Origin of the sequence: Variovorax sp. 160MFSha2.1, assembly GCF_048305075.1 — a bacterium.
GTDB lineage: Bacteria > Pseudomonadota > Gammaproteobacteria > Burkholderiales > Burkholderiaceae_C > Variovorax > Variovorax guangxiensis.
Genome location: NZ_CP157624.1, coordinates 3,220,752 through 3,245,350, shown reverse-complemented (window position 1 = coordinate 3,245,350; position 24,599 = coordinate 3,220,752). Strand labels below are relative to the sequence as shown.

The 24,599-nt window shown below is 66.3% G+C and carries 21 protein-coding genes and 1 tRNA gene; 15 read left to right on the top strand and 7 right to left on the bottom strand.

Going from position 1 to position 24,599, the window contains the following annotated elements:
- Nucleotides 1-3: 3 nt before the first annotated feature.
- Nucleotides 4-1,812, bottom strand: coding sequence for an extracellular solute-binding protein (locus ABL838_RS14675; RefSeq protein WP_418125741.1), 1,809 nt, complete (start codon nucleotides 1,810-1,812; stop codon nucleotides 4-6).
- 61 nt (nucleotides 1,813-1,873) lie between these two features.
- Between ABL838_RS14675 and fabI the strand changes: the two genes are divergently transcribed.
- Both fabI and ABL838_RS14665 read left to right on the top strand, forming a co-directional pair.
- Nucleotides 1,874-2,656, top strand: a complete 783-nt coding sequence (fabI, locus tag ABL838_RS14670; protein WP_418125739.1) for an enoyl-ACP reductase FabI — start codon at nucleotides 1,874-1,876, stop codon at nucleotides 2,654-2,656.
- Between the two features lie 70 nt (nucleotides 2,657-2,726).
- Nucleotides 2,727-3,569 carry a DNA ligase gene (locus ABL838_RS14665; RefSeq protein WP_418125738.1) on the top strand — a complete coding sequence of 281 codons (843 nt, stop codon included), beginning with the start codon at nucleotides 2,727-2,729 and terminating at the stop codon, nucleotides 3,567-3,569.
- Nucleotides 3,570-3,619: 50 nt separating this feature from the next.
- Here the strand turns inward: ABL838_RS14665 and ABL838_RS14660 are convergent, their stop codons facing one another.
- Nucleotides 3,620-5,926: an arginine/lysine/ornithine decarboxylase gene (locus ABL838_RS14660; protein ID WP_126019512.1), complete on the bottom strand. Its 2,307-nt coding sequence runs from the start codon at nucleotides 5,924-5,926 to the stop codon at nucleotides 3,620-3,622.
- Nucleotides 5,927-6,155: 229 nt separating this feature from the next.
- On the opposite strand from ABL838_RS14660, the gene ABL838_RS14655 reads away from it, so the two are divergent.
- From ABL838_RS14655 to ABL838_RS14635, 5 genes are all read left to right on the top strand, one after another.
- Nucleotides 6,156-6,581: an NfeD family protein gene (locus ABL838_RS14655; RefSeq protein WP_126019510.1), complete on the top strand. Its 426-nt coding sequence runs from the start codon at nucleotides 6,156-6,158 to the stop codon at nucleotides 6,579-6,581.
- Nucleotides 6,582-6,629: 48 nt separating this feature from the next.
- Nucleotides 6,630-7,574 carry an SPFH domain-containing protein gene (locus ABL838_RS14650; RefSeq protein WP_126019508.1) on the top strand — a complete coding sequence of 315 codons (945 nt, stop codon included), beginning with the start codon at nucleotides 6,630-6,632 and terminating at the stop codon, nucleotides 7,572-7,574.
- A 25-nt stretch (nucleotides 7,575-7,599) separates the two neighbouring features.
- Nucleotides 7,600-7,690: transfer RNA gene (locus ABL838_RS14645), tRNA-Ser, on the top strand.
- A gap of 181 nt (nucleotides 7,691-7,871) precedes the next feature.
- Complete coding sequence (locus ABL838_RS14640) at nucleotides 7,872-8,228, top strand: hypothetical protein (protein ID WP_126019505.1); 357 nt, start codon at nucleotides 7,872-7,874, stop codon at nucleotides 8,226-8,228.
- Nucleotides 8,229-8,318: 90 nt separating this feature from the next.
- On the top strand, nucleotides 8,319-8,708 hold the full coding sequence (locus ABL838_RS14635) for a response regulator (RefSeq protein WP_126019503.1): 390 nt from the start codon (nucleotides 8,319-8,321) through the stop codon (nucleotides 8,706-8,708).
- A gap of 84 nt (nucleotides 8,709-8,792) precedes the next feature.
- On the opposite strand, the gene ABL838_RS14630 is transcribed toward ABL838_RS14635, so the two are convergent.
- From ABL838_RS14630 to ABL838_RS14615, 4 genes are all read right to left on the bottom strand, one after another.
- Nucleotides 8,793-10,010: a branched-chain amino acid ABC transporter substrate-binding protein gene (locus tag ABL838_RS14630; RefSeq protein WP_126019500.1), complete on the bottom strand. Its 1,218-nt coding sequence runs from the start codon at nucleotides 10,008-10,010 to the stop codon at nucleotides 8,793-8,795.
- A 137-nt stretch (nucleotides 10,011-10,147) separates the two neighbouring features.
- A complete protein-coding gene (locus tag ABL838_RS14625) occupies nucleotides 10,148-10,543 on the bottom strand; it encodes a hypothetical protein (RefSeq protein ID WP_369658220.1) in 396 nt (131 codons plus the stop codon).
- A gap of 1 nt (nucleotide 10,544) precedes the next feature.
- Nucleotides 10,545-10,985, bottom strand: a complete 441-nt coding sequence (locus ABL838_RS14620; protein WP_184638130.1) for a DNA polymerase III subunit chi — start codon at nucleotides 10,983-10,985, stop codon at nucleotides 10,545-10,547.
- The gene (locus ABL838_RS14615) at nucleotides 10,982-12,523 is read right to left on the bottom strand and encodes a leucyl aminopeptidase (protein WP_418125737.1); all 1,542 of its coding nucleotides are present in this window, start codon (nucleotides 12,521-12,523) and stop codon (nucleotides 10,982-10,984) included. The genes ABL838_RS14620 and ABL838_RS14615 overlap by 4 nt, the downstream gene beginning before the upstream one ends.
- A 21-nt stretch (nucleotides 12,524-12,544) precedes the next feature.
- Here ABL838_RS14615 and lptF point away from each other — a divergent pair, with 21 nt between their 5' ends.
- From lptF to ABL838_RS14580, 7 genes are all read left to right on the top strand, one after another.
- The gene (gene lptF, locus ABL838_RS14610; RefSeq protein ID WP_369658223.1) at nucleotides 12,545-13,675 is read left to right on the top strand and encodes an LPS export ABC transporter permease LptF; all 1,131 of its coding nucleotides are present in this window, start codon (nucleotides 12,545-12,547) and stop codon (nucleotides 13,673-13,675) included.
- Nucleotides 13,672-14,784, top strand: coding sequence for an LPS export ABC transporter permease LptG (gene lptG / locus ABL838_RS14605; protein WP_126019490.1), 1,113 nt, complete (start codon nucleotides 13,672-13,674; stop codon nucleotides 14,782-14,784). The genes lptF and lptG overlap by 4 nt, the downstream gene beginning before the upstream one ends.
- Nucleotides 14,781-15,161 carry a sirohydrochlorin chelatase gene (locus tag ABL838_RS14600; protein ID WP_418125736.1) on the top strand — a complete coding sequence of 127 codons (381 nt, stop codon included), beginning with the start codon at nucleotides 14,781-14,783 and terminating at the stop codon, nucleotides 15,159-15,161. The genes lptG and ABL838_RS14600 overlap by 4 nt, the downstream gene beginning before the upstream one ends.
- A gap of 63 nt (nucleotides 15,162-15,224) precedes the next feature.
- On the top strand, nucleotides 15,225-16,166 hold the full coding sequence (locus ABL838_RS14595; RefSeq protein ID WP_125950822.1) for a CysB family HTH-type transcriptional regulator: 942 nt from the start codon (nucleotides 15,225-15,227) through the stop codon (nucleotides 16,164-16,166).
- Nucleotides 16,167-16,326: 160 nt separating this feature from the next.
- Nucleotides 16,327-17,493 carry a pyridoxal phosphate-dependent aminotransferase gene (locus ABL838_RS14590; RefSeq protein WP_418125735.1) on the top strand — a complete coding sequence of 389 codons (1,167 nt, stop codon included), beginning with the start codon at nucleotides 16,327-16,329 and terminating at the stop codon, nucleotides 17,491-17,493.
- Between the two features lie 32 nt (nucleotides 17,494-17,525).
- Nucleotides 17,526-17,981 carry a DUF3592 domain-containing protein gene (locus ABL838_RS14585; RefSeq protein ID WP_418125734.1) on the top strand — a complete coding sequence of 152 codons (456 nt, stop codon included), beginning with the start codon at nucleotides 17,526-17,528 and terminating at the stop codon, nucleotides 17,979-17,981.
- Between the two features lie 99 nt (nucleotides 17,982-18,080).
- On the top strand, nucleotides 18,081-18,239 hold the full coding sequence (locus ABL838_RS14580; protein ID WP_126019481.1) for a DUF3309 family protein: 159 nt from the start codon (nucleotides 18,081-18,083) through the stop codon (nucleotides 18,237-18,239).
- A gap of 74 nt (nucleotides 18,240-18,313) precedes the next feature.
- On the opposite strand, the gene hrpA is transcribed toward ABL838_RS14580, so the two are convergent.
- Entirely contained in the window at nucleotides 18,314-22,171 is a 3,858-nt protein-coding gene (gene hrpA / locus ABL838_RS14575; protein WP_418125733.1) for an ATP-dependent RNA helicase HrpA, read from the bottom strand.
- A gap of 399 nt (nucleotides 22,172-22,570) precedes the next feature.
- On the opposite strand from hrpA, the gene ABL838_RS14570 reads away from it, so the two are divergent.
- On the top strand, nucleotides 22,571-24,568 hold the full coding sequence (locus ABL838_RS14570) for an AAA family ATPase (protein WP_418125732.1): 1,998 nt from the start codon (nucleotides 22,571-22,573) through the stop codon (nucleotides 24,566-24,568).
- Nucleotides 24,569-24,599 lie beyond the last annotated feature (31 nt).

Genomic DNA, 24,599 nt, shown 5'->3' with positions numbered 1-24,599 from the left:
CGGCTACTTCGCGGCGGGGTCGATCCACCACATCGTCAGCATCGCCGAGCCGGCGAGCAGGCGCTGCGGCAGCGGGGCCTCCGGCCGGCGCAGCTTGCGCTTGTGGGCAATGAAATACTGCTTGCCGTAGTACATCGGGATCACGTAGTTCTGGTGGAGCAAGTAACGGTCCAGCAAGCGCGCGCCAGCGGCAAGCGACTTGCGGTCGGGGGAGTTGACGATCACCTCCAGGATCTCATCGATCACCGGATCGCTGATGCCGCCAAGGTTTTGGCTGCCCTTCTCGTTGGCCGACTTGGAGCCGAAGTCGTCGAAAAGCTCGTTGCCCGGGCTCGACGAGCCACCGGCGATGTTGATGGCCATGTCGAACTCGAGGTCGTCCTGCTTCTTCTTCAGCAGGCTCGGATCGCGAAGGCGGTAGTCGAGCGTGATCCCGAGCTTGGCGAGGTTGCGCGCGTAAGGCGCGAGCACCACGCCCGAGCTTCGATCCGCGATGTCGAAGTTGATGACGAAGGGCGTGCCGTCCTTGTCGCGCAGGGCGCCGTTCCTGTAGGTCCAGCCCGCCTCCCGCAGCAGTTCCTGCGCGCGCACGAGGTTGCGGCGCAGGCCCTCGGCCGTGTCTCCGCTTGCGGCCGGGCGCGGCAGCTCGCCCCTGGTGTTGTCGATGTAGCGCTGCCTGTTTTTCAGGTGATCCATGAGCGCCTGCTCTTCCGGAGTGACCTCGGGCTGCGCCATCAGGTCGTCGCTGTTCTGGAAGTAGCTCGTGGTGCGCGCCCGGCGCCCATAGAACAGATGCTGGTTGAGCCAGTCGAAGTCGAAGGCCAGCGCGAGTGCCTGACGCACGCGCATGTCCTGGAAGCGGGGCTGCCGCAGGTTGGGCACCAGGCCCTGCATGCCGGTGAAGCGGCGGTGCGAGATCTCTTCCTTGATCAGCTCGCCGGAGTCGAAGCGGCGGCCCTTGTAGCGACGCACCCAGGCGATGATCGAGCCCTCCTCCATCGCATCGAGCGAGCCGGCCTTGAGCGACTCTTCCTCGCCGAGCTTGTCCTTGAAGTACTGGTAGGACACCGAGCCGAAATTGAACATGCCCTTGCGCACCGGCAGATCGGCGGCCCAGTAGTCCGTCCGCCGGCGGTACGAGATGTACTTGCCGAAATCGACCTTGTCCACCACGTAGGGCCCGCTGGCGATCGGCGGCTCGCTCACGATCTGGTCGAAGGGCTTGCCCTTGCCCCAGGCGCTGGAGAACACCGGCAACTGGCCGATGATCATGTGCAACTCGGAGTTCTGGCGCTTGAAATCGAAGCGGATCGTGCGCTCCCCGACCACCACGGCGTCCTTGATGTCCACCCAGTAGGAGCGGAAGGTCGGGCCGGCCTGCTTGCTCATCAGGGTGTCGAAGGAGTACTTCACGTCCTTCGCGAGCACAGGGGAACCGTCGGAGAACTTCGCTTTCGGGTTCAGGCGGAAGGTGACGCTCAGGCGGTCCGGCGCCAGCTGAACGTCCTCGGCGAGCAGGCCGTAGTTGGAGAAGGGTTCATCCTCGCTGGGCGTCATCAGCGAGTCGAAGACCAGGCCGTACTCGGAAAACACGAAACCGTTGGAGCTGTAGCCCATGCCCACCGGCGGCACACCCCTGAGCGTGAACGGATTGAGCTTGTCGAAGCTCCCGCTGGACGACAGGACCAGGTCGCCGCCCTTGGGGGCGTCGGGGTTCACGTAGTCGAAATTCTTGAAGGACGCCGGGTACTTGGGCTCGTAGCCCATGCCCAGACCGTGTGCCGCCCACGAGGTGGGCGCCAAGAGAGCCATCGTCAGAAGCAGCCAACCTCGCATGCGAGAATTCTGCCCAAGATTTTCACAAGGCAACCCCATGGGCTTTCTTTCGGGCAAGAAACTGCTGATCACCGGTGTACTGAGCAATCGCTCCATTGCTTATGGCATTGCCAAGGCCTGTCACGACCAGGGCGCGGAGCTCGCCTTCAGCTACGTCGGCGAGCGATTCAAGGACCGTATCACCGAATATGCCGCAGACTTCGGCTCGAAGCTCATTTTCGACTGCGACGTGAGCGACGATGCCCAGATCGACAAGCTCTTCGCCGACCTCTCCCTGGCCTGGCCCAAGTTCGACGGCTTCGTGCACAGCATCGGCTTCGCGCCGCGCGAATCCATCGCGGGGGACTTCCTCGACGGGCTCTCGCGCGAGGGCTTCAAGGTCGCGCACGACATCAGTGCATACAGCTTCCCGGCCATGGCCAAGGCAGCCCTGCCCTACCTCAACGACAAGTCGGCCCTGCTCACGCTGACCTACCTAGGCGCCGAGCGCGCGCTGCCCAACTACAACACCATGGGCCTGGCCAAGGCCTCGCTCGAAGCCTCGGTGCGCTACACCGCCGCCTCGCTGGGCCCGAAGGGCATGCGCGTCAACGGCATCAGCGCGGGCCCGATCAAGACGCTGGCGGCCAGCGGCATCAAGGGCTTCGGCAAGATGCTGGCGGCCGTGGCCGACGCATCGCCGATCCGGCGCAACGTGACCATCGAGGAAGTGGGCAACGTCGCCGCCTTCCTGCTGAGCGACCTGGCCAGCGGCGTGACTGCCGAGATCACCTACGTGGACGGCGGCTTCAGCAACGTGGTCGGAGGCATGGCCGAGTAGCCCGCCCAACGCCCACCAAGACGGGCCGCGCAAGCGGCCTTGCTTTTTTTGCTCTCTATTTCATAGCATCGTGTTGAACCGCCGCTCCCTGCTGCTCGCCGCTTTCGGCCTGGCCATCGCGCCGGCCGCGCTCGCGCGCGAGCCCGCGCCGCCGCTGATGCTGGCCGAGACCTACCGCCGGGACATGTCGCTGGCGGACTACTGGGTCAGCGAGAAGTACGACGGCGTGCGCGCTTTCTGGGACGGCAGGCAGCTCTGGACGCGCGGCGGCGAGCGCATCGTCGCCCCGGCATGGTTCACCACTCCGCTGCCGAAGCAGCCGCTCGACGGCGAGCTCTGGGCCGGCCGGGGCCGGTTCGCGCACGCGGTGTCGACCGCACGCAACCAGACACCCAACGACATCGCCTGGCACGAGATGCGCTACATGGTCTTCGACCTGCCTGCGCAGCCCGGCGACTTCACGACGCGGCTGGCTGCCTTGCGCAGGCTGCTGCCCATCACCGACGCGCCGTGGGTCGTGCCCGTGCCACAGGAGCGCGCCACCACGCACGAAGCCCTGCAGGCGCTGCTCGACAAGACGGTGAAGATGGGCGGCGAAGGCCTGATGCTCCACCGCGGGGCTTCGCTCTACAAGGGCGAACGTGGCAACGACCTGCTCAAGGTCAAGCCCTACGACGACGCCGAAGCCCGAGTGATCGAGCACCTGCCCGGCAAGGGCAGGCACAGCACCCGGCTGGGCGCGCTGGTGGTCGAGACGCCCGACGGCAAACGCTTCAGGCTCGGCACCGGCCTGACCGATGCCGAGCGAGAGAATCCGCCCGCCATCGGCACCTGGGTGACCTACCGCTACAACGGCCTGACCGCCAAGGGCCTGCCCCGCTTCGCACGCTTCATGCGGGTGCGCGAAGGCTGATTGGCCGGCTGCTGGGCTGGCCAATCAGCCCTGATCAGCCCTCTCGCCCCTTACCTGGATTCCTTGACGCAGTCCGCGTAGTAGCGCTTCTTGCCCGTCTCGTCGACGCGCGCCACCAGGCCGTGGATGTCGGTCTCGAAGCCCGGGCACTGCGTGTTGAACTCGCGCGAGAACTTGAGGTAGTCGACGATCTTCTTGTTGAACACCTCGCCCGGGATCAGCAGCGGAATGCCCGGCGGGTACGGCGTGATCAGGCTGGTGGTGATGCGGCCCTCGAGGTCGTCGATTTCCACGCGCTCGGTCTTGCGGTGGGCGATGTGGGCGAAGGCGTCGCTGGGCTTCATGGCCGGCGTCAGGTCGCTCAGGTACATCTCGGTCGTGAGGCGGGCCACGTCGTAGCGCGCGTACAGCTGGTGGATGTGCTGGCACAGGTCGCGCAGGCCCAGGCGTTCGTAGCCGGGGTGCTGCTGGCAGAACTCCGGCATGATGCGCCACATCGGCTGGTTGCGCGCATAGTCGTCCTTGAACTGCTGCAGCGCAGTCAGCAGCGTGTTCCAGCGGCCCTTGGTGATGCCGATGGTGAACATGATGAAGAAGCTGTAGAGGCCCGTCTTCTCCACGATCACGCCGTGCTCGGCAAGGAACTTGGTCACTACGCTGGCCGGGATGCCGGTCTCGGCGAAGTTGCCTTCGAGGTCCAGGCCCGGCGTGACGATGGTCGACTTGATCGGGTCGAGCATGTTGAAGCCGTCGGCCAGCTCGCCGAAGCCGTGCCAGTTGCGCGACGAGTTCTTGCCCTTGCCGGTCTTCTGCTGGCCGTTCTTCTCGCCATGCATGATCCAGTCTTCGGCACGGCCGATGCCCTCTTCGACGAGCTTCTCGGGGCCCCAGACCTTGAACCACCACTCGTCCTTGCCGAACTCCTCTTCCACCTTGCGCATGGCGCGGCGGAAGTCCAGCGCCTCGAGGATGCTCTCTTCCACCAGCGCGGTACCGCCGGGCGGCTCCATCATGGCGGCGGCCACGTCGCAGCTCGCGATGATCGCGTACTGCGGGCTGGTCGACGAGTGCATCAGGTAGGCCTCGTTGAAGAGGTCGCGGTCGAGCTGGCGGTTCTGCGAGTCCTGCACCAGCACATGGCTGGCCTGGCTGATGCCGGCCAGCAGCTTGTGGGTGGACTGCGTGGCGAACACCAGCGACTCCTTCGGACGCACCCGGCGCTTGCCCATCGCGTGGTAGGCGCCATAGAACGGGTGGAAGGCCGCGTGCGGCAGCCATGCCTCGTCGAAGTGCAGCGTGTCGACGTAGCCGTCGAGCATGTTCTTGATGGTCTCGGTGTTGTAGATGACGCCGTCGTAGGTCGACTGCGTGAGCGTCATCACACGCGGCTTGACCTTGTCGGCGTCCACGTCGGCCAAGAGCGGGTTGGCCTTGATCTTGGCCTTGATCGCGCTCTGCTCGAACTCGCTCTTGGGAATGGGGCCGATGATGCCGAAGTGGTTGCGCGTGGGCTTCATGAACACCGGAATCGCGCCAGTCATGATGATCGCGTGCAGGATCGACTTGTGGCAATTGCGGTCGACCACCACCACATCGCCCGGCGCCACCGTGTGGTGCCACACCATCTTGTTGCTGGTGCTGGTGCCGTTGGTCACGAAGAAGCAGTGGTCGGCGTTGAAGATGCGCGCCGCGTTGCGCTCGCTGGCCGCCACAGGGCCCGTGTGGTCGAGCAGCTGGCCCAGCTCTTCCACGGCGTTGCAGACGTCGGCGCGCAGCATGTTCTCGCCGAAGAACTGGTGGAACATCTGGCCCACGGGGCTTTTCAAGAAGGCCACGCCGCCGGAGTGGCCCGGGCAGTGCCACGAGTAGGAGCCGTCTTCCGCGTAGTCGATCAGCGCCTTGAAGAACGGCGGCTGCACGCTCTCGAGGTAGCTCTTGGCCTCGCGGATGATGTGACGCGCCACGAACTCGGGGGTGTCCTCGAACATGTGGATGAAGCCATGCAGCTCGCGCAGGATGTCGTTGGGCAGGTGCCGCGAAGTCTTGGTCTCGCCGTAGATGTAGATCGGTACGTCGGCGTTCTTGCGCCGCACTTCGCCGATGAAGGTGCGCAGGTTCAGCACGGCCGGGTCGAGGTCGGGGCCGATGGTGAACTCCTCGTCGTCGATCGACAGGATGAAGGCGCTGGCGCGGCTTTGCTGCTGGGCGAACTGGCTCAGGTCGCCGTAGCTGGTGACGCCCAGCACCTCGAAACCTTCCGTCTCGATGGCCTGCGCAAGCGCGCGGATGCCGAGGCCCGAAGTGTTTTCGGAGCGGAAGTCCTCGTCGATGATGACGATGGGAAAGCGGAATTTCATGAGCGGGGCTCCGGACGGTCAGGCTGGAAAGGACACACAGGGCAATGTAGCGAGGCGCGAAGTGTACGGAATTCGGATGACGGATCCGGTCAGCTTCGCGCAAGACATCCGGTGCCGTCGGACAAGACCGGTTTTTCCCTTTCCTGCCCAGTATCCCTACGTAGGACAAGCGCTTGGATCGGATGCCTCAGAATGGCGCGCATCGAACAAGCAAAAACGAGGAGTCGACATGGCAAATTCCACTGTCTGGTGGCTGATCGCGGGGGCGGCCATCGTGCTCGAACTGCTCTCGGGCACCGTCTATCTCCTGCTGCTGGCGGCGGGCTTCGCGGCTGCGGCGATCTCCGCGCACCTGGGCTTCGGCACCGTCACTCAGCTGATCGTGGCGGCCGTCATCGGCGTGGGGGCTGTGCTGGTCTGGTACACGATCCAGCGCAGGCGTCCCCCTGCCCCTCCCACCGAAGCCAACCGCGACGTGAACCTCGACATCGGCGAGAGCGTGCAGGTCGACGCCTGGAACGCCGACGGCACGGCGACCGTGCGCTACCGGGGCGCTCAGTGGACAGTGGTCCAGCGGGCCGGCCGCACGCCCTCCACCGGCGAGCATCGCGTGGTCGAAGTGGTCGGCAGCCGGCTGGTGGTCGACAAGGTTTAGTTAGTCAGTCAGTCTGTCGTAGGTAGAACTCAGAAAAGGAAGCGCACCATGGAATTTTCGGTACCCCTCATCATCCTGGTCATCGCGATCATCTTCATCAGCCAGTCGGTCAAGTTCGTGCCGCAGCAGAACGCCTGGATCCGCGAGCGGCTGGGCAAGTACCACGGCACGATGACGCCCGGCCCCAACTTCCTGATCCCGTTCATCGACCGGGTCGCCTACAAGCACAGCCTGAAGGAAATCCCGCTCGACGTGCCCAGCCAGATCTGCATCACGCGCGACAACACGCAGCTGCAGGTCGACGGCATCCTGTACTTCCAGGTGACCGACCCGATGCGCGCCAGCTACGGCTCGTCGAACTACATCGTGGCCGTCACCCAACTCGCCCAGACCTCGCTGCGCAGCGTGATCGGCAAGCTGGAACTCGACAAGACCTTCGAGGAACGCGACGTCATCAACGCCCAGGTGGTGGCGGCGATCGACGAGGCGGCGCTGAACTGGGGTGTGAAGGTGCTGCGCTACGAGATCAAGGACCTGACGCCACCGAAGGAAATCCTGCAGGCGATGCAGCGCCAGATCACCGCCGAGCGCGAGAAGCGCGCGCTGATCGCGGCTTCCGAAGGCCGCCGCCAGGAGCAGATCAACATCGCCACCGGCGAGCGCGAGGCCTTCATCGCCCGTTCCGAGGGCGAGAAGCAGGCGCAGATCAACAACGCCCAGGGTGAGGCAGCGGCCATCACGGCGGTGGCAACGGCGACGGCGGATGCCATCGAGCGGGTGGCGGCCGCCATCCGCCAGCCGGGCGGCGAACAGGCCGTGCAGCTCAAGGTGGCCGAGCGCGCTGTCGACGCCTACGGCAAGGTCGCGGCCGACTCCAAGACCACGCTGATCGTGCCGAGCAACATGACCGAGACCGCCTCGCTCATCGCTTCGGCGATGCGGATGGTGCAGGCCGGCAAGTCTTCGGCGCAAGGTCAGGCGAATCAGGGCTGATCTGACTGCTACAATCGTGGGCTTCGGAGCGGTGGATGAGCGGTTTAAGTCGCACGCCTGGAAAGCGTGTGAGGGTTAATAGCCCTCCGCGGGTTCGAATCCCGCCTGCTCCGCCAGAGAAACAAGAAGCCCAGGTTGCCCAAAGCACCTGGGCTTTTTTTGTTTTTGCCATCCGGGTCGCGCCCTCGGCTTGAAAGGCAATGCGTTGCTTTGCAACAACCAGCCATGGCCTCCCGAGCCCCTCGTCTGGCAGTACGATCCAAAGGTTCTACTTCCAAGCCCCCCTAAGGAACTCCGATGGCCGGAAAACCCAAAAACCCGCCGCGCGGCACCACAACGCTGGACCACACCCTCGAGAAGAGCGAGCAGGTGGCCGCCGAAGTGCAGCGGGCATCGGACAACCTCGCCGTGGTGAACACGGTGCTCGAGCAGGAGCTGCCCGAGGAAGTGCAGGTCGGCGAGGTGGCGCAGGCCATCGAGCACACCAGCCAGCTGGAGGAAAAGCTGGCCCAGTCCGCCGAGAAGCTCGCCGAGGTGAATGCGGCCCTGAGCGAGGAAATCGAGAAACGGCTCGAGGTGACGGCCGAGCGCGACGAAAGCCAGGCGCTGGCCGAGAAGCTCAAGGCGAAGATCCGCGCCGAGGGTTCGGACTGACGGGGCGGCGCACCGCGTCCATATCCTTTCTCCTACGCGTGGGCAGCGTCAGGCACGCTACGCTATTCGTTCTCAAAGCGAAACCACGGCATGGCCCTCATCACGTTCCTCGTCGAGGACAACAAGACCATCAGGGACAACCTGGTCCCGGCACTCGAGGATTTGGTCAATGGCCGTGTGGTCGGCTTCGCCGAGACCGAGAGCGACGCCCTCGCCTGGCTCGCTGCGCATCCCGACGACTGGCAACTGCTCATCGTCGACCTGTTCCTGAAGGAAGGCTCCGGCCTCGGCGTACTCGGCGGCTGCAAGGAGCGCAAGCCCAGCCAGCGGGTCGTGGTCCTCAGCAACTACGTGACGGCCGACATCCGGGCGCGCTGCACCGCCTTGGGCGCCGACGCGGTGTTCGACAAGTCGCGGGACCTCGACGCCTTCATCGAATACTGCAACGCCAACCGTCCGTCTGGCCTGGCGCCGCTCTGACACCACTCTGATCCACAGCCCCCGCAAACAGAGCGGGAATGAAAAAGGGCCCGAAGGCCCTTTTCTCTTTTCGGCTGGAGCGAATCAACGCACCACGGCGATCTGGGTACGCGCACCACCCTTGTAGGTGTACAGCGTCAGGGCGCCGTTCTTGATGTCGCCCTTCTCGTCGAAGGCGATCGGGCCGGTCACGCCCTTGTACTGGACCTTGCCGACCTCGGGCAGGTACTTGGCGGGGTCGGACGAACCGGCCTTCACCATGGCTTCTGCCAGCACGTTGACCGCGTCGTACACGTACGGTGCATAGATCTGCACGTCCACGCCGTTCTTGGTCTTGAACTTGGCCTTGAAGTCTTCCAGGGGCTGCTTGAAGTCGCCGTCGACGCCGCCGGCTTCAGCGCACACCACCATGTCTTCGCCGATGGCATCGCCAGCCAGCTTCGGCAGTTCGCCGGTGCACAGGCCGTCGCCGCCCATGAACTTGACGTTCAGGCCGAGTTGCTTGACCTGCTTGAGCATCGGGCCGCCCACGGCGTCCATGCCGCCGAAGAACAGGACGTCGGGCTTGGCAGCCTTCAGCTTGGTCAGGATGGCGTTGAAGTCGGTCGACTTGTCGGTGGTGAACTCGTGGCCCACGATGGTGGCGCCAGCTGCCTTGGCCGACTTCTCGAATTCTTCTGCGACGCCCTGGCCGTAGGCGGTGCGGTCGTCGATCACGGCGATGTTCTTGCCCTTGAGCGTTTCGACGGCGTACTTGCCCAGCGTGCCGCCGAGCTGCGTGTCGTCAGCCACGACGCGGAAGGTGGTCTTGAAGCCCTGGCGGGTGTACTTCGGGTTGGTTGCCGAAGGCGAGATCTGCGGAATGCCAGCGTCGCTGTACAGCTTGGAGGCGGGGATGGTGGTGCCGGAGTTCAGGTGACCGACAACGCCGTTGACCTTTTCGTCCACGAGCTTCTGGGCGACGGCCGTGCCCTGCTTCGGGTCGCCAGCATCGTCTTCGGGAACCAGTTCGAACTTGGCGACCTTGTCGCCGATCTTGATGCCCTTTGCATTCAGGTCTTCGATGGCCATCTTGGCGCCGAACTCGTTGTCCTTGCCGAGGTGGGCGATGGGACCACTGGTAGGTGCCACGTGACCGATCTTGACGACCAGGGTGTCTCCGGCAGGTGCGGGTGCAGGCGCAGCAGCCGGGGCCGCGGCCGTTGGCGCGGGCGCTGCCGCAGGGGCAGCGGCTTCTTCCTTCTTGCCGCAAGCCACAAGCGTGATTGCAGCCAGTGCGACCGCAGTCCATTTCAATTGCATGGGAACCTCCAGAACTTGGATGAAAAGAATAAAAACACCGGTCGTGTGATCCGGGCGCGCAGACCTCGCAAGTTTCGCGCCGCAGACCAGCGGCACCCTCACGCCCTTCCGACCTGCGGCGCAGTTTAGCCCAGTATTCAGGCCCCGGAAGCTGGCGTAGACCCGGTGTTTTCGCTGAGTTCCGCGGCCATTGCCTCGATCACGAGCGCACGCAGAACAGCCTCGATTTCATTGCGCAGACGCGGCACCATCGCATCGAGTTGATGCTGAACGGCAGCTGACACGGTGTCGCTCAAACGCTCTTCCAGAGACAGGTCGACGCGCTGCAGGACGCGGTGCAGCAACTGCTCTTCGAGGCTGACGATTTCCGCCTGCGATAGCTGTGCCGCAGGCGGCAATGCCATCGAGTTCGCGGGGTCGGGCTGGGGCACCGGCTCGGCCTGCGGCTCGGGACTCGCGGGCTCCGCGGGAATGTCGAGTACCGTCGTCAGTGTGGGAACGAACCGGGGCGGCGTGCGCAGCGTGCTGGCCATGTCAGGAACTCTTTGCGAAGTCGTGCGGCTGGATGGTGTAGCCACGATCGGCATAGTGGCGCCAGCGCGACCGGCCGACCTGCCGGTCGTTGGCCTCGTCGCTCACGATGTCGATCATGCGTTCGTAGCGCTCGAAGCCCGCGGGCACTTCGAGGCCCAGGTTCACCAGCATCTCGCGGTGCGGCAGCGAGGCCGCGTCGGCGCCTTGCGACGACAGCACCACGGCCGAGCGCGCGACCACGTGGGCCGGCGCATCGTCGCGGCAGTGCGCGACGAAGTCCACCGGCGACAGCTGCCAGAGCGCCGCATCGACCACATCGAGCGAGCGCGCATCGCCCACCACCACCACGCGCAGGCCGCGCGTGTTCACGGCCTTGCGAACCAGCCGGCAGGCGTAGTTCAGCTTGTCGCGCGCGTTGTAGTGAAAGCCGATCTCGGTCACTTCTCAGTCCGGGTCTTTCCGGCGGGAGCCGCGGCGGCCTTGCTGGCCTTCTTGCCGGTCTTCGCCTTGGCACCGTCGGCCTTGCCCGATGTGTCGGCGCTGCCCGCGCGGCCCATGAGGTAGGACACCAGCAGCCCCACGGGCCGGCCGGTAGAGCCCTTGGCCGCCCCGCTCTTCCAGGCCGTGCCGGCGATGTCCAGGTGCGCCCATGCGAAGTCGCTCGTGAAGCGCTGCAGGAACTTTGCGGCGGTGATGGCGCCGCCCGCACGGCCGGCGATGTTGGCCACGTCGGCGAAGTTGCTCTTCAGGCCCTCGGCGTAGTCGTCGTCCAGCGGCATGCGCCAGCAGCGGTCCTGCGAAGCTTCGCCGGCGGCTTCGAGCGCGGCTGCCAGCGTGTCGTCGCTGGCGAACAGGCCGCTGCGCACGCCGCCCAGGGCGATCACGCAGGCGCCCGTCAGCGTGGCAATGTCGATCACGGCGGCGGGCTCGAAGCGCTTGGCGTAGGTCAGCGCGTCGCACAGGATGAGCCGGCCCTCGGCGTCGGTGTTGAGCACTTCGATGGTCTGGCCGCTCATGCTGGTCACCACGTCGCCCGGCTTCACGGCACGGCCGTCGTTCATGTTCTCGCACGAGGGAATGAGGCCGACCACGTTGATGGCGGGCTGGATGTCGCCCAGCGCGCGGAAGGTGCCGAGCACGCTGGCCGCGCCGCACATGTCGAACTTCATCTCGTCCATCTCGGCCGCCGGCTTGAGCGAGACGCCGCCGGTGTCGAAGGTGATGCCCTTGCCGACCAGTACCACGGGCGCCTGGCTCTTGGGAGCGCCGTGGTAGCGCAGCACGATGAAGCGCAGCGGCTGCGCCGAGCCCTGCGCCACGGCGGCGAAGGAGCCCATGCCGAGCTTCTCGACTTCCTTCGGCCCCAGCACCTCGCACTTGATGTTCGGCAGCTTCGCCAACTCCTTTGCTGCCTCGCCCAGCAGCGTGGGCGTGGCGTGGTTGGCGGGGCGGTTGCCCCATTCCTTGGCCAGTTCGATGCCCCGGACGGTGGCGCGGGCTTCGTCGAAGGCGGCGGAGACCGCCCCGGCGTCGGCCACGCCGATGGTCAGCTGGCGGATGCTGCGGGGTTCGGCCTTCGACTTGGTGGTGGTGTAGACATAGCTGGCGTCGGCCGCCGCGGTGACGGCAGCGGCCACCGCCGCGCCATCGGCGGGCTGCGCGAAGGCCAGGGTCACGCGCTTGGGAGCCTGCGCCTTGGCGGCACTGATCGCCGCTGCGACCCCGCTGCGCACCGAGGCGGGCTTGCCGTCGCCGATGGCGGCGAGCACCACGCGGCCCGCGACCACGTCTTCAGGACGGTAGAGGCCGAGCAGCTTGCCGGCCTTGTCGGGCAGGTCGCCGGCCTTGCGGGCGCTGGCGGCGAGCACGGAAAGCGGGTCTTTGGAAGTGATGGGAGCGCTGCCGACGAGCACGATCAGGACATCGGATTTCTCGGCTGCGGCCTGGGCGACGGTGAGGGTCTTGAGTTGAAAGTCCATAATCCTTTTTTTCCTCGAACGATGTTATTCCATTCTTCCCTACGCAAGGAGCTGTCCCGCAGCTTCGGAGCGACCCTCGTGGTACTGGTCACCATCGTGATGACCATGATGCTCATCCGCACCCTCGGGCTCGCGTCCAAGGGCAGTGTGAATCCGCAGGAGGTGTTCCTGGTGATGGCCTACACGGTGCTCGGCTACATGCCGACCATCCTGAGCCTGAGCCTGTTCATCGCCATCGTCGGCACCCTGTCGCGCATGTACCGCGACAGCGAAATGGTCATCTGGCTCTCCAGCGGACAGGGGATGGCCGACTTCGTCAAGCCGCTGTTTCGCTTCGCCTGGCCGGTGCTGATCCTGATCGCCGTGATGGCGCTGGTGGGCTGGCCCTGGGCCAATTCGCAGACCATCGGCATGCGCAAGCAGTACGAGCAGCGCAGCGACATCGAGCGCGTGGCTCCAGGTGAATTCCGCGAATCCGCCGGCCGGGTGCGCGTGTTCTTCATCGACAAGGAGACGCCCGACAACTCCAGGGCCACCAACGTCTTCATCTGGTCGATCGAGCGCAACATGCAGATCACGACCTCGGCGCGCAGCGGCAGCATCGAGAACATCGGCGATTCGCGCTACCTGCTGCTCAACAACGGCCAGCGGCTCGAGCAGCCGATGACCGCCACCGGCCTGAAGATCAGCGAATTCAAGACATACGGCACGCGCGCCGGCGGAAGCTCCGGCCTCACGGGCGACGCGACGCCTCCGCGCGCGCGCACCACGCTGTCGCTGCTGACCGACGCGAGCGATGCGAGCCGCGGCGAGCTGGCCTGGCGCATCGGCATGCTGCTGGCGGCCATCAACTTCGTGCTGCTGGCGCTGAACGTCTCCAGCGGCAATCCACGCGTGGGCCGCAGCGGCAACCTCCTGCTCGCCCTCTTCGCCTTCGTCGTCTACTACAACATGCTCAACCTGGGCCAGAGCTGGATCAGCTCGGGCAAGTTCGGCATGGGCGGCTTCATGCTGCTGCTGCACGGCGGCGTGCTGCTGATCAACCTGGCATGGCTCGGCGCCCGCCAGAACAACTGGGGACGCCGGATCAGGAGGAGCCCGTCCGCCACCCCGGCCATGCCGCCTTCCGCTCCCAGGATCGAACCCACGTGAAAACGATAAGACGCCTGATCTACGTCGAGGTGCTGAAGGCCGTCGCGTTCGTGACGCTCGGCTTCCTGAGCCTCTTCTTCTTCTTCGACTTCGTCGACGAACTCCAGTCCATCGGCAAGCCGGACAGCCTGAACTACGGGCCCGCGCAGGCGCTCGTCTACGTGGCCCTGCTGGTCCCGAGCCATCTCTACGAGTTGCTGCCGATCACGGTGCTGATCGGCTCGATCTTCGTGATGGCGCGGCTGGCGCAGAGCTCCGAATACACCATCCTGCGCACCAGCGGACTGGGTCCCTGGCGCGCGCTGCGCACGCTTCTGCTCATGGGCATCGGCTTCGTGGTGCTGACTTTCGCCATCGGCGACTACGTCGCGCCGCTGTCCGAGCGCACCGGCCAGCTGCTGAAGGCCAAGTACCAGGGCACCTACTCGCTGGCCGGCAACACCGGCGCCTGGCTCAAGGAGAAGCGCGACAACGTCTCCTACGCGGTGAACGTGCTGGCCATCGACCGCAAGGGCGCGCTGAAGAGCCCGCGCATCTTCGAGTTCGACGAGAACGGCTACATCAAGACACAGATCACCGCGGCCTCGGCCGCCATCGGCAACGACGGCCACTGGATGCTCACCGGCGTGGAAGAGCAGAAATACGACACGCGCAGCTCGGCCGAGCAGGCGCACATCGTCACCACCAAGATCCCGCAGCTGAACTGGCCGACCTCGCTGACCGGCGAGATGGTGTCGGTGGCGCTGCTGCGGCCCGACCGGATGAGCACGATCGACCTGTTCGACTACATCCGCCATCTCGACGCCAACGGCCAGACCGCGCAGCGCTACGAGATCGAGTTCTGGCGCAAGGTGTTCTACCCGCTGTCGTGCCTGGTGATGGTGGTGCTCGCCCTGCCCTTCGCCTACCTGCACTTCCGCCAGTCGGGCATCACGACCTACGTGTTCGGCGGCGTGATGATCGGCATCAGCTTCTTCCTGCTGAACAACGTGTTCGGCTACCTGGGCAACCTCAGCAACTGGTCGCCATGGCTCACTGCGGCGGCGCCGGGGCTGATCTACTCGGTGATGTCGCTCACGGCCTTCAGCTGGCTGGTGCTGCGACGATGACCGCAGCCCAGGGCATCCGGCGGGGCATCGTCCTGCTGGCGCATGGCTCGCGCGACGAGCGCTGGCGCCAGCCCATCGAGGCCGTCGCCCAGCGGGTGCGCGCCGACGATCCCGACGCCCTCGTGGCCTGCGCCTACATGGAGCTGGCCACGCCCGACCTGCCCACCGCAGTCGAGACGCTGATCGGCGGCGGCGCCACCGCCATCCGGGTGGTTCCGCTCTTCCTCGGCATGGGCAAGCACGCGCGCGAAGACCTGCCGCTGCAGGTCGAGGCGCTGCGCCAACGCTGGCCCGCCATCGGCTTCTCGCTCGCTCGCATCGTTGGCGAAGAGCCAGAACTGGTCGATCTCCTGGCCCGGATTGCGGTCAAATCATGAACATTCGGCAATTTCGATAGATTCCGAAGGCATAATGAATTCCGCAATAAGACGGAATTTGATATGAATCTGCATCAGTTCAAGTTTGTTCAGGAAGCCGTGCGGCGCAACCTGAACCTCACCGAGGCGGCCAAGGCACTGCACACCTCGCAGCCCGGGGTCTCCAAGGCCATCATCGAACTCGAGGAAGAACTGGGCGTCGAGATCTTCGCGCGCCACGGCAAGCGGCTGAAGCGCGTCACCGAACCCGGCCAGCACGTCATCGCCAGCATCGAACTGATCATGCGCGAGGTGGGCAACCTCAAGCGCATCGGCGAGCAGTTCAGCGCACAGGACAGCGGCACGCTTTCCATCGCCACCACCCACACCCAGGCGCGCTACGTGCTGCCGGTGCCCGTGGCCAACCTGCGCGAGGCCTACCCCAAGGTCAACGTCAGCCTGCACCAGGGCTCGCCCGACCAGGTGGCGCGCATGGTGATCGACGAAATCGCCGAGATCGGCATCGCCACCGAGTCGCTCGACGGCTACGCCGAGCTGGTGACCCTGCCCTGCTACGAATGGCAGCACGTGCTGGTGCTGCCCAAGGACCACCCGCTGGCCTCCAAGGAGCGCGTCTCGCTCGAAGACCTGGCGAGCGAGCCGATCATCACCTACCACCCCTCGTTCACCGGCCGCACGCGCATCGACCACGCCTTCGCGCAGAAGAAGCTCACCCCGCGCATCGCACTGGAGGCCATCGACTCCGACGTGATCAAGACCTACGTGCGCCTGGGGCTGGGCGTGGGCATCGTGGCCGAGATGGCGGTGCGCGACGAGTCGAACGCCGACCTCGTGGTGCGCCCGATGGGCCATGTGTTCGGCCAGAATATCGCGCGGGTCGCGTTCAAGCGCAGCGCCTACCTGCGCAACTTCGTGTTCAAGTTCGCCGAGCTGCTCTCCGACCGGCTCGACCGCAACCTGATCGCGAAGGCCTTGAGTGGCCACCAACAAGACTACGAACTGTAAACAGGATCACCCCCAGGCTTCGCGCACTTCGTGTCGCTTCGCCAACCCCCTTGCAGGGGCAACACCTGCGGCCCGGCAAAGCCGGTTCCGCGGCGTTCCTGGAAGGGGTCGCGACGAGCAAGTGGCATGTGGAACAACAGTTGAAGAAATCACGAACATCATGAGCACGTCCCCACGCACGCCCGACATCGTCACCAAGCTGCCGGCCGTCGGCACCACCATCTTCACCGTGATGTCGGCGCTGGCCGCGGAGAAGAACGCGGTCAACCTGGGCCAGGGCTTCCCGGACTTCCACTGCGATCCGAAGCTGCTCGAAGACGTGACGGCCGCCATGGCCGCGGGCCATAACCAGTACCCTCCGATGCCAGGCATTCCGGCGCTGCGCGATGCCATCGCCGCCAAGATCGCGGCGCAGTACGGCCACAGCTACAGCGCGGCGACCGAGATCACCGTCACCGCTGGCGCCACGCAGGCCATCATCACGGCCATCCTCGCCGTGGTGCGCCCGGGCGACGAGGTGATCGTGCTGGAGCCCTGCTACGACAGCTACGTGCCCAACATCGAGCTCGCCGGCGGCAGCGTGGTGCGCGTGCCGCTGGTACCAGGCACCTTCCGCCCCGACTTCGACAGGATCGCCACCGCGCTCACGCCGCGCACGCGGGCCATCATCATCAACACGCCGCACAACCCGAGCGCCACGGTCTGGACCGAAGCCGAGATGCGCAAGCTCGAGGAGCTGCTCGCGCCCACCGACGTTTTCGTGATCAGCGACGAGGTCTACGAGCACATGGTGTTCGACGGTGCCCGCCACGAGAGCGTGGCGCGCTTTCCGGGGCTGGCCGCGCGCAGCTTCATCGTCAGCAGCTTCGGCAAGACCTATCACGTCACGGGCTGGAAGGTCGGCTACGTGGCCGCGCCCGCCCCGCTCATGGCCGAGTTCCGCAAGGTGCACCAGTTCAACGTGTTCACCGTCAACACGCCGATGCAGCACGCGCTCGCGCAGTACATGGCCGAGCCGAAGCCGTACCTGGAGCTGCCGGCCTTCTATCAGCGCAAGCGCGACCTGTTCGCCGCCGGCCTGGCCGAGAAGACCCGCTTCAGGCTGCTGCGCAGCGAAGGCAGCTACTTCCAGTGCGTGGACATCTCGGCGGTGAGCGACCTCTCGGAGGCGGAGTTCTGCCTGTGGCTCACGCGCGAGATCGGCGTGGCCGCCATTCCGCTGTCGGCCTTCTACGGCAATGGCTTCGACCAGCGCGTGGTGCGCTTCTGCTTCGCCAAGAAGGACGAAACGCTGCTCGCGGCGCTGGAGCGCCTCGCGCGCCTCTGACGCGGCGACGTTGCCCGGCCGACGCTGCCCGAATGAAGAACAACCCGGTTGCGATCCTGAGGCTCGTTTTCGGTGCGGTCGGCCTGGTGCTGTGCGCCGTCGCCTGGCTGCTGCACCACAACACGGCAACCTTCATCGCTTCGGCCGGCCGCACGCAGGGCGAGGTGATGCGGCTGCTCCACGTCGAAAGCTCGAAGCGCAACGAGTCGGGCACCTGGAAGCCGCTGGTGCGCTTCAAGGCGCCGTCGGGCGAGATCATCGAGTTCGCGCCGTCGAGCAGCAGCAGCCCGCCGGCCTACGAGGTCGGCGAAACGGTCGACGTCTTCTTCGATCCGAACGCCCCACAGGACGCCATGCTCGACGGCTTCTTTTCGCTGTGGGGCGGCGCGGCCATCACGGGCGGCCTGGGCCTTGTTTTCCTGCTGGTGGCGGCTGGGCTTCTGTTCATGCCTGCGAGCGCGCCGGCAAAGCGCCGACGCCACCGGTAGGACGTTGCCTGACCACCGGAGGGGCTACCCTCCGGCCCTCCGCGCGATTCGATGGGGCCAGCATGAAGACTCATCGCAACAACGCCCTGGAGAGAAAACATGTCGCTCTCATTCATTCTGCTGATCATCCTGATCCTGCTGCTGATCGGCGCCCTGCCAAGCTGGGGCTACAGCCGCTCCTGGGGCTACGGACCCAGCGGCGGCCTTGGCCTGGTCGTGCTGATCGTGGTGATCCTCGTGCTCATGGGACGCATATAGCCTTTGCGGCCAACGCGTCACGTTACTGAGGGAACCAAGGGAAAGCCCGCGCAAGCGGGCTTTTCTTCGTGCCATCAGGCCTGCAGCTGCGCCCAGGCCTTGTCCAGCCGCTTCACGCTCACCGGCTGCGGCGTGCGCAGCTCCTGCGCGAAGAAGCTCACGCGCAGCTCTTCCAGCAGCCAGCGGAATTCGAGCATGCGCTCGTCCACCACCCCCTTGCGCTCTGCGACCAGGCGCCAGTAGCGCTGATCCTGCGGCTTCAGCTCGGCGAGCTTGCTCGCGTCGCGTGCGGGATCGGCGCGCAGCTTGTCCAGCCGCAGCACGATGGCCTTCAGGTAGCGCGCGAAGTGCTGCAGCTGCGTCCAAGGCGCGTCGGAGATGAAGCGCTTGCCGACAAGGCGCTGCAGCTGCTGCGCGGCGTCCTGCACGGCTTCAGGCTGGATCTTCGTGTCCTTGATCTTGCGCACGGCAGCCGCGTACTCGACGAGGACGGTGCCGGCCAGCCGCGCGACCTCGTTGGCGATCAGCGTGAGCCGGCCACGGCCCTCCTCCAGCCGGCGCTTGAACGCGAATTCGTCGGTCGGCAGCGGCTCCTGCAGGAAGGCGCGGTCGATCGCCACGTCGATGATCTGCGCGCGCAGTTCCTCCGACGTGCCCAGCGGCATGTAGGCCACCGACATCTTCTGCAGGTCGGGGATGTTCTTTTCCAGGTACTTGAGCGCGTCCTTGAGCTGCAGCGCGAACAGGCGGCGCAGGCCGGCGCGATGCCTGGCGGCCGCCACGGCCGGTTCGTCGAACACTTCGATGGTCACCGCGTCGCCCTCGTCGCGCAGCGCCGGGAAGCCGATCAGCGACTGCGAGCCGCGGCGCACTTCCATCAGTTCAGGCAGCTCGCCGAAAGTCCAGGCCGTGTAACGCTGGCCGGCGGGCAGCGCGGCGGGCGCCTCGGCCGCCTTCGCGGGAGGTGTCTTCGACCGGTCGTCCGGCGCGGCGGCGGCTGCCTTCTTCTGCGGCGACGCCTTGACGTTCAACCCCGCCAGCGCCTGGAAGGCACCGCGTGCCTGCGCGCCCAGCTCCGCCTTCAACGCGCCGAGGTTGCGCCCCATGCCCAGCTGCCGGCCGTGCTCGTCGACCACGCGCAGGTTCATGAACAGGTGCGGCGCCAGCATGTCGAGCTTGAAGTCGGCGCGCTTGACGTCGATGCTGGTCATGTCGCGCACGCGCTTGAGCAGCACGTCGGTCAGCGAGCCGGTGCCGAACACTTCGGGCGCCGACAGTTCTTCAGCCAGCTTCGAGGCCGACTCGGGCAGCGGCACCAGCCGCGAGCGCGGGCGCTGCGGCAGGCTCTTGAGCAGCGCCTGGATCTTGTCCTTGAGCATGCCGGTCACCAGCCACTCGCAACGCTCCTCGCTCACCTGGTTGAGCACGAAGAGCGGCACGCTGACGGTGAGGCCGTCCTTCGCGTCGCCAGGCTCGTGCAGATAAGTCGCGGCGCAATCGACGCCGCCCAGCCGCAGCGTAGGCGGGAATGATTGCGTGGTGATACCCGCCGCCTGGTGGCGCATGAGCTCGTCGCGCGTCAGGTACAGCAGGCGCGGCTGGTCCTTGGAAGCCTGGCGGTACCAGTTCTCGAAGCTGGTGCCACCGGCCACGTCGGCGGGCAGCTGCGCGTCGTAGAAGGCGAAGATCAGCTCGTCGTCGACCAGCACGTCCTGCCGGCGCGACTTGTGCTCCAGCCCCTCGACCTCGCGCACCAGCTTGCGGTTGGCCTGCAGGAACGGGAACCTGGTTTCCCACTGGCCGCCCACCAGCGCCTCGCGGATGAATATCTCGCGCGCCGCCACCGGATCGACCCGGGTGAAGTCGACGCGCCGGCCGCTGTAGACCACCAGGCCGTAGAGCGTCGCGCGCTCCAGCGCCGACACCTGCGCGCCCTTCTTCTCCCAGTGCGGATCGAGCAGCTGCTTCTTCAGCAGGTGCCCCGCCACCTGTTCGAGCCACTGCGGCTCGATGTTGGCGATGCCGCGGCCGAAGAGCCGCGTGGTCTCGACCAGTTCGGCCGCGACGATCCAGCGCCCGGGCTTCTTCTTCAGGTGAGCGCCGGGGTGCTTGTGGAACTTGATGCCCCGCGCGCCGAGGTAGGCCTCGTCGTCCTCCAGCTTCCAGCCGATGTTGCCCAGCAGCCCCGACAGCATCGACATGTGCAGCGCCTCGTAGCCGGCCGGCTGCGCATTGATGCGCCACTTGTGCTCGGTGACCACGGTGAGCAGCTGCGAATGGATGTCGCGCCACTCGCGCACGCGGCGGATGTTGATGAAGTTCTGGCGCAGCAGCTGTTCGTATTGCCGGTTGCTGAGCTTGTGGGTGTCTCCATGCCCCCCGCGAGCATCGGCGATCCACTTCCACAACCGCAGGTAGCCGCTGAACTCGCTCTTCTCGTCGTCGAATTTCGCATGTGCCTGGTCGGCCTGCTGCTGCGCGTCCATCGGGCGGTCGCGCACGTCCTGCACGCTCAGGGCCGACGCGATGACGAGCACTTCTTCCAGCGCCCCACGCGAGCGGGCCTCCAGGATCATGCGGCCCACGCGCGGGTCCAGCGGCAGCTTCGACAGCTCGGCGCCGGTGTGCGTGAGTTCGTTGGCGTCGTCGACCGCGCCCAGCTCGTTGAGCAGCTGGTAGCCGTCCGCAATGGCGCGCGGCGACGGCGCCTCCAGGAACGGAAAGCGCGCCACGTCGCCCAGGCGCAGCGACTTCATCCTCAGGATCACGCCTGCCAGCGAGGAGCGCAGGATTTCAGGGTCGGTGAAGCGCGGACGGCCTTCGAAATCCTTCTCGTCGTACAGGCGAATGCAGATGCCGTTCGCCACGCGGCCGCAGCGGCCCGCGCGCTGGTTGGCCGCCGCCTGGCTGATCGGCTCGACCAGCAACTGCTCGACCTTGCTGCGGAAGCTGTAGCGCTTGACGCGCGCGGTGCCGGTGTCGATCACGTAGCGGATGCCCGGCACGGTGAGCGAAGTCTCGGCCACGTTGGTGGCCAGCACGATGCGCCGGCCCGTGTGGCCGTCGAAGATGCGGTCCTGCTCGGGGCCCGAGAGCCGCGCGAACAGCGGCAGCACCTCGGCGCTGCGCAGCAGCGGCTGGTGGCTCAGGTGGCGGCGCAGGTGGTCGGCCGCCTCGCGGATCTCGCGCTCGCCGGGCAGGAAGACGAGGATGTCGCCCGCGTTGTGCGGATCGCGCCAGAGTTCGTCGACCGCGTCGGCGATGGCGTCGTTCAGGTCGTGTTCGCGCGATTCCTCGAAGGGGCGGTAGCGCTGCTCCACCGGATAGGTGCGGCCCGAGACGAAGATGGTGGGCGCCGGCCCCTTCGCCGAGGCGAAGTGCTGGGCAAAGCGATCTGCATCGATGGTGGCCGAGGTGACGATCACCTTCAGGTCGGGCCGGCGCGGCAGGATCTCGCGCAGGTAGCCCAGCAGGAAGTCGATGTTCAGCGAGCGCTCGTGGGCCTCGTCGATGATGAGCGTGTCGTAGGCCTTCAGCAGCGGATCGGTCTGCGTCTCGGCCAGCAGGATGCCGTCGGTCATCAGCTTGACGGAGGCGTCGCGCGAGAGGCGGTCCTGGAAGCGCACCTTGAAGCCGACCACGTCGCCCAGCGGTGTCTTCAGTTCTTCCGCGATGCGCTTGGCCACCGAACTCGCGGCGATGCGGCGCGGCTGCGTGTGGCCGATGAGCCGGCCCTTGCCGGGCTCGGCGTTGAGCTTGCCGCGGCCCAGCGCGAGGGCGATCTTCGGCAGTTGCGTGGTCTTGCCCGAGCCCGTCTCGCCGCAGACGATCACGACCTGGTGCGCCGAGATGGCGGCCATGATCTCGTCGCGCCTGCTGGAGACAGGAAGCGATTCGGGGAATTCGATGCGAAGGGGTGTGGTGGTCGTCAAGGGAAAACAGTCGTCGGGCCGGCGCGGCAGGCAAACCGTCGATTATCGGCGCGCACCACCGTTGTTGCACGGCATCCACAGCCGCAGTCCGATTGCAACAAGATCGCGACACGATCCGTAAATAGTCTTTACTCGATTGCAAACCGCCACTACGATCGCGTCCATGTCCTGCCGCCTTGCCCTCACCACCTTGCGCCGTCGCTGCGCAAGCCGTGCGCCCCGTGCGCACGGAAGGGTCAAGTTGCCTCGCCCGGCCTGAAGCCCGCGCCATCGACACGGTCGGCGCGCTTCGCAGACCGAAGCGCCGCAACCGACACCCACAGCGTCACGCCCGCCGACTCCTTCATGGTGAAGGGGCGGCCGCATTCCTGTTCCCGTCAGATATCCAAGAAGAAAAACATGTCCAAAGACATCCGTACCCAACTGCATGCCGAGCTCGCCGAGCGCACTCGCCACCTGCAGACCGTCGCCGAAGCACTGAAGACCGAGCTCTTCGGCATCGACGACATCATCGATCGCGTGATCGACTCGATCCGCGCCTGGTATGTGCTGCCGCAGCTCATCAGCCGCCCCGTCATCGTCTGCCTCTGGGGCCTCACCGGCACCGGCAAGACGCAACTGGTGCGCAGGCTCGCGCAGCACCTGGGCTTCTACGACCGCTTCATCGAAGTGCAGATGGACGGCTTCAGCCATGGCTCGGGCCATCACAGCCGCGGCTCCATCTCGGCGATGCTGGCCGAGTCGGGCATCGCCGAGGGCATGCCCGGCATCCTGGTGCTGGACGAGTTCCAGCGCTTCCGCACGGTCGACAGCGGCGGCAACGACGCCAAGGTAGAGCGCTACCAGGACGTGTGGGCGCTGCTGTCCGACGGCCGCCTGCCGCCCGCGCTTTCGATGCTCGGCGAGATCGAGTCGTCGCTGGCCTACGCCGAATACACGCAGGACCGCGATGGCACCGACAAGAAGAAGTACGACAAGAAGCGCAAGCTGCACCTGTCGCCCTGGGAGGCGCGCGAGGTGAAGCGCTGCCTGAAGCTGTCGGAAACGCTGCTGCAGATCATGGCCTGGAAGCCCGCCGAGGTGCACGCGCGCCTGCGCGCCTTCCGCGACACCCAGCAGAGCTGGGAGACCGACTACAGCAAGCTGCTGGTGTTCGTCTCGGGCAACCTCGACGAGATGTATGCCGAGACGGCCCAGCGCGTCGAAGACTGCGACACCGACGCCGACATCTTCCACGCCCTGACGAAGAAGCTCTCCGTCATCGACGTGAAGAAGGCGCTGGCCGAGCGCTTCCGACCCGAGCAGATCGCCCGCCTCGGCAACAACCACGTGATCTACCCCTCGTTCAACCGCGCGACCTACGTGCGCCTGATCCTGTCGATCTGCGACCGCTACGTGGCCGAGATCCAGGAGAGCTCCGGCGTTCGCTTCGTGCTCGATGCGAGCGTGTACGAGCAGATCTACGCCAACGCGGTGTTCCCGGCGCAGGGCACGCGGCCGCTGTTCTCGTCGATCCACGCGATCCTGAGCGCCACGCTGGTCAACGCCGCGCTGTGGGCGCTGGAGCAAGGCGCCAACGGCAGCGAGCCGGTATGGCTCTCGCTGGACGCGGGCGTGTCGGCCATCTCGGCGAAGTACCGCAAGGCGCGCCGCCAGTTTCCGGTGGCACTGGAGCTGAACCGCCTCAAGCAGCGTTCGAGCGAGGACTTCCGCGCCCTGCTCGCGGTGCACGAGGCCGGCCACGGCGTGGCGTACGGCCTGCTCTTCGGCCGCGCGCCGCAGGAGATCAAGATCAACGTGGCCTCGTTCGAGGGCGGCTACAACAGCTACGAGCAGCGCAAGGCCTGGTCGAAGGAGAACCTGCGCGATCGCATCTGCGTGAGCCTGGCCGGCCGCGCCGCCGAGCAGCTGGTGTTCGGCGAGCAGGCCTGCACCTCGGGCGCCACGCAGGACTTCATGCAGGCGACTGCCAATGCGGCGCAGTACGTGCGCCACTTCGCCTTCGGCACGCGGCTGAGCCGCACCGACGTCGCGAACGACCCGGGCGACAACGTCAACACCGATATCGCGGCCACCAACCCCGAGATCGAAGCTCTGCTGGCGCAGGAACACGAGCGCGCGCTGGCGCTGCTGGAGGCCCACACGCCGGCGCTGATGACGGTGGTCGATGCGCTGCTGCGCGACGGCTCCATCGCGCCGGCAGCGCTGGCGGCAATGCTGGGGCTGCCCGATCCGGGCTCGGGCGAGGCCAACGCGGCCACGGACGCCTACGCGGCGCTGCTGGCGGGCTTCCGTGCCCGGCACGGGGGACTGCCGCTGCCGCCGCCTCCCGCGCCTCGCGCAGGCGGCGGCTCGGTCCCCGCCAGCGCGGCCCGCGTGCTGCGCGCGATCGCCTGATTCGCCTGACCCGGCCCGGGTCGGGCCGAGT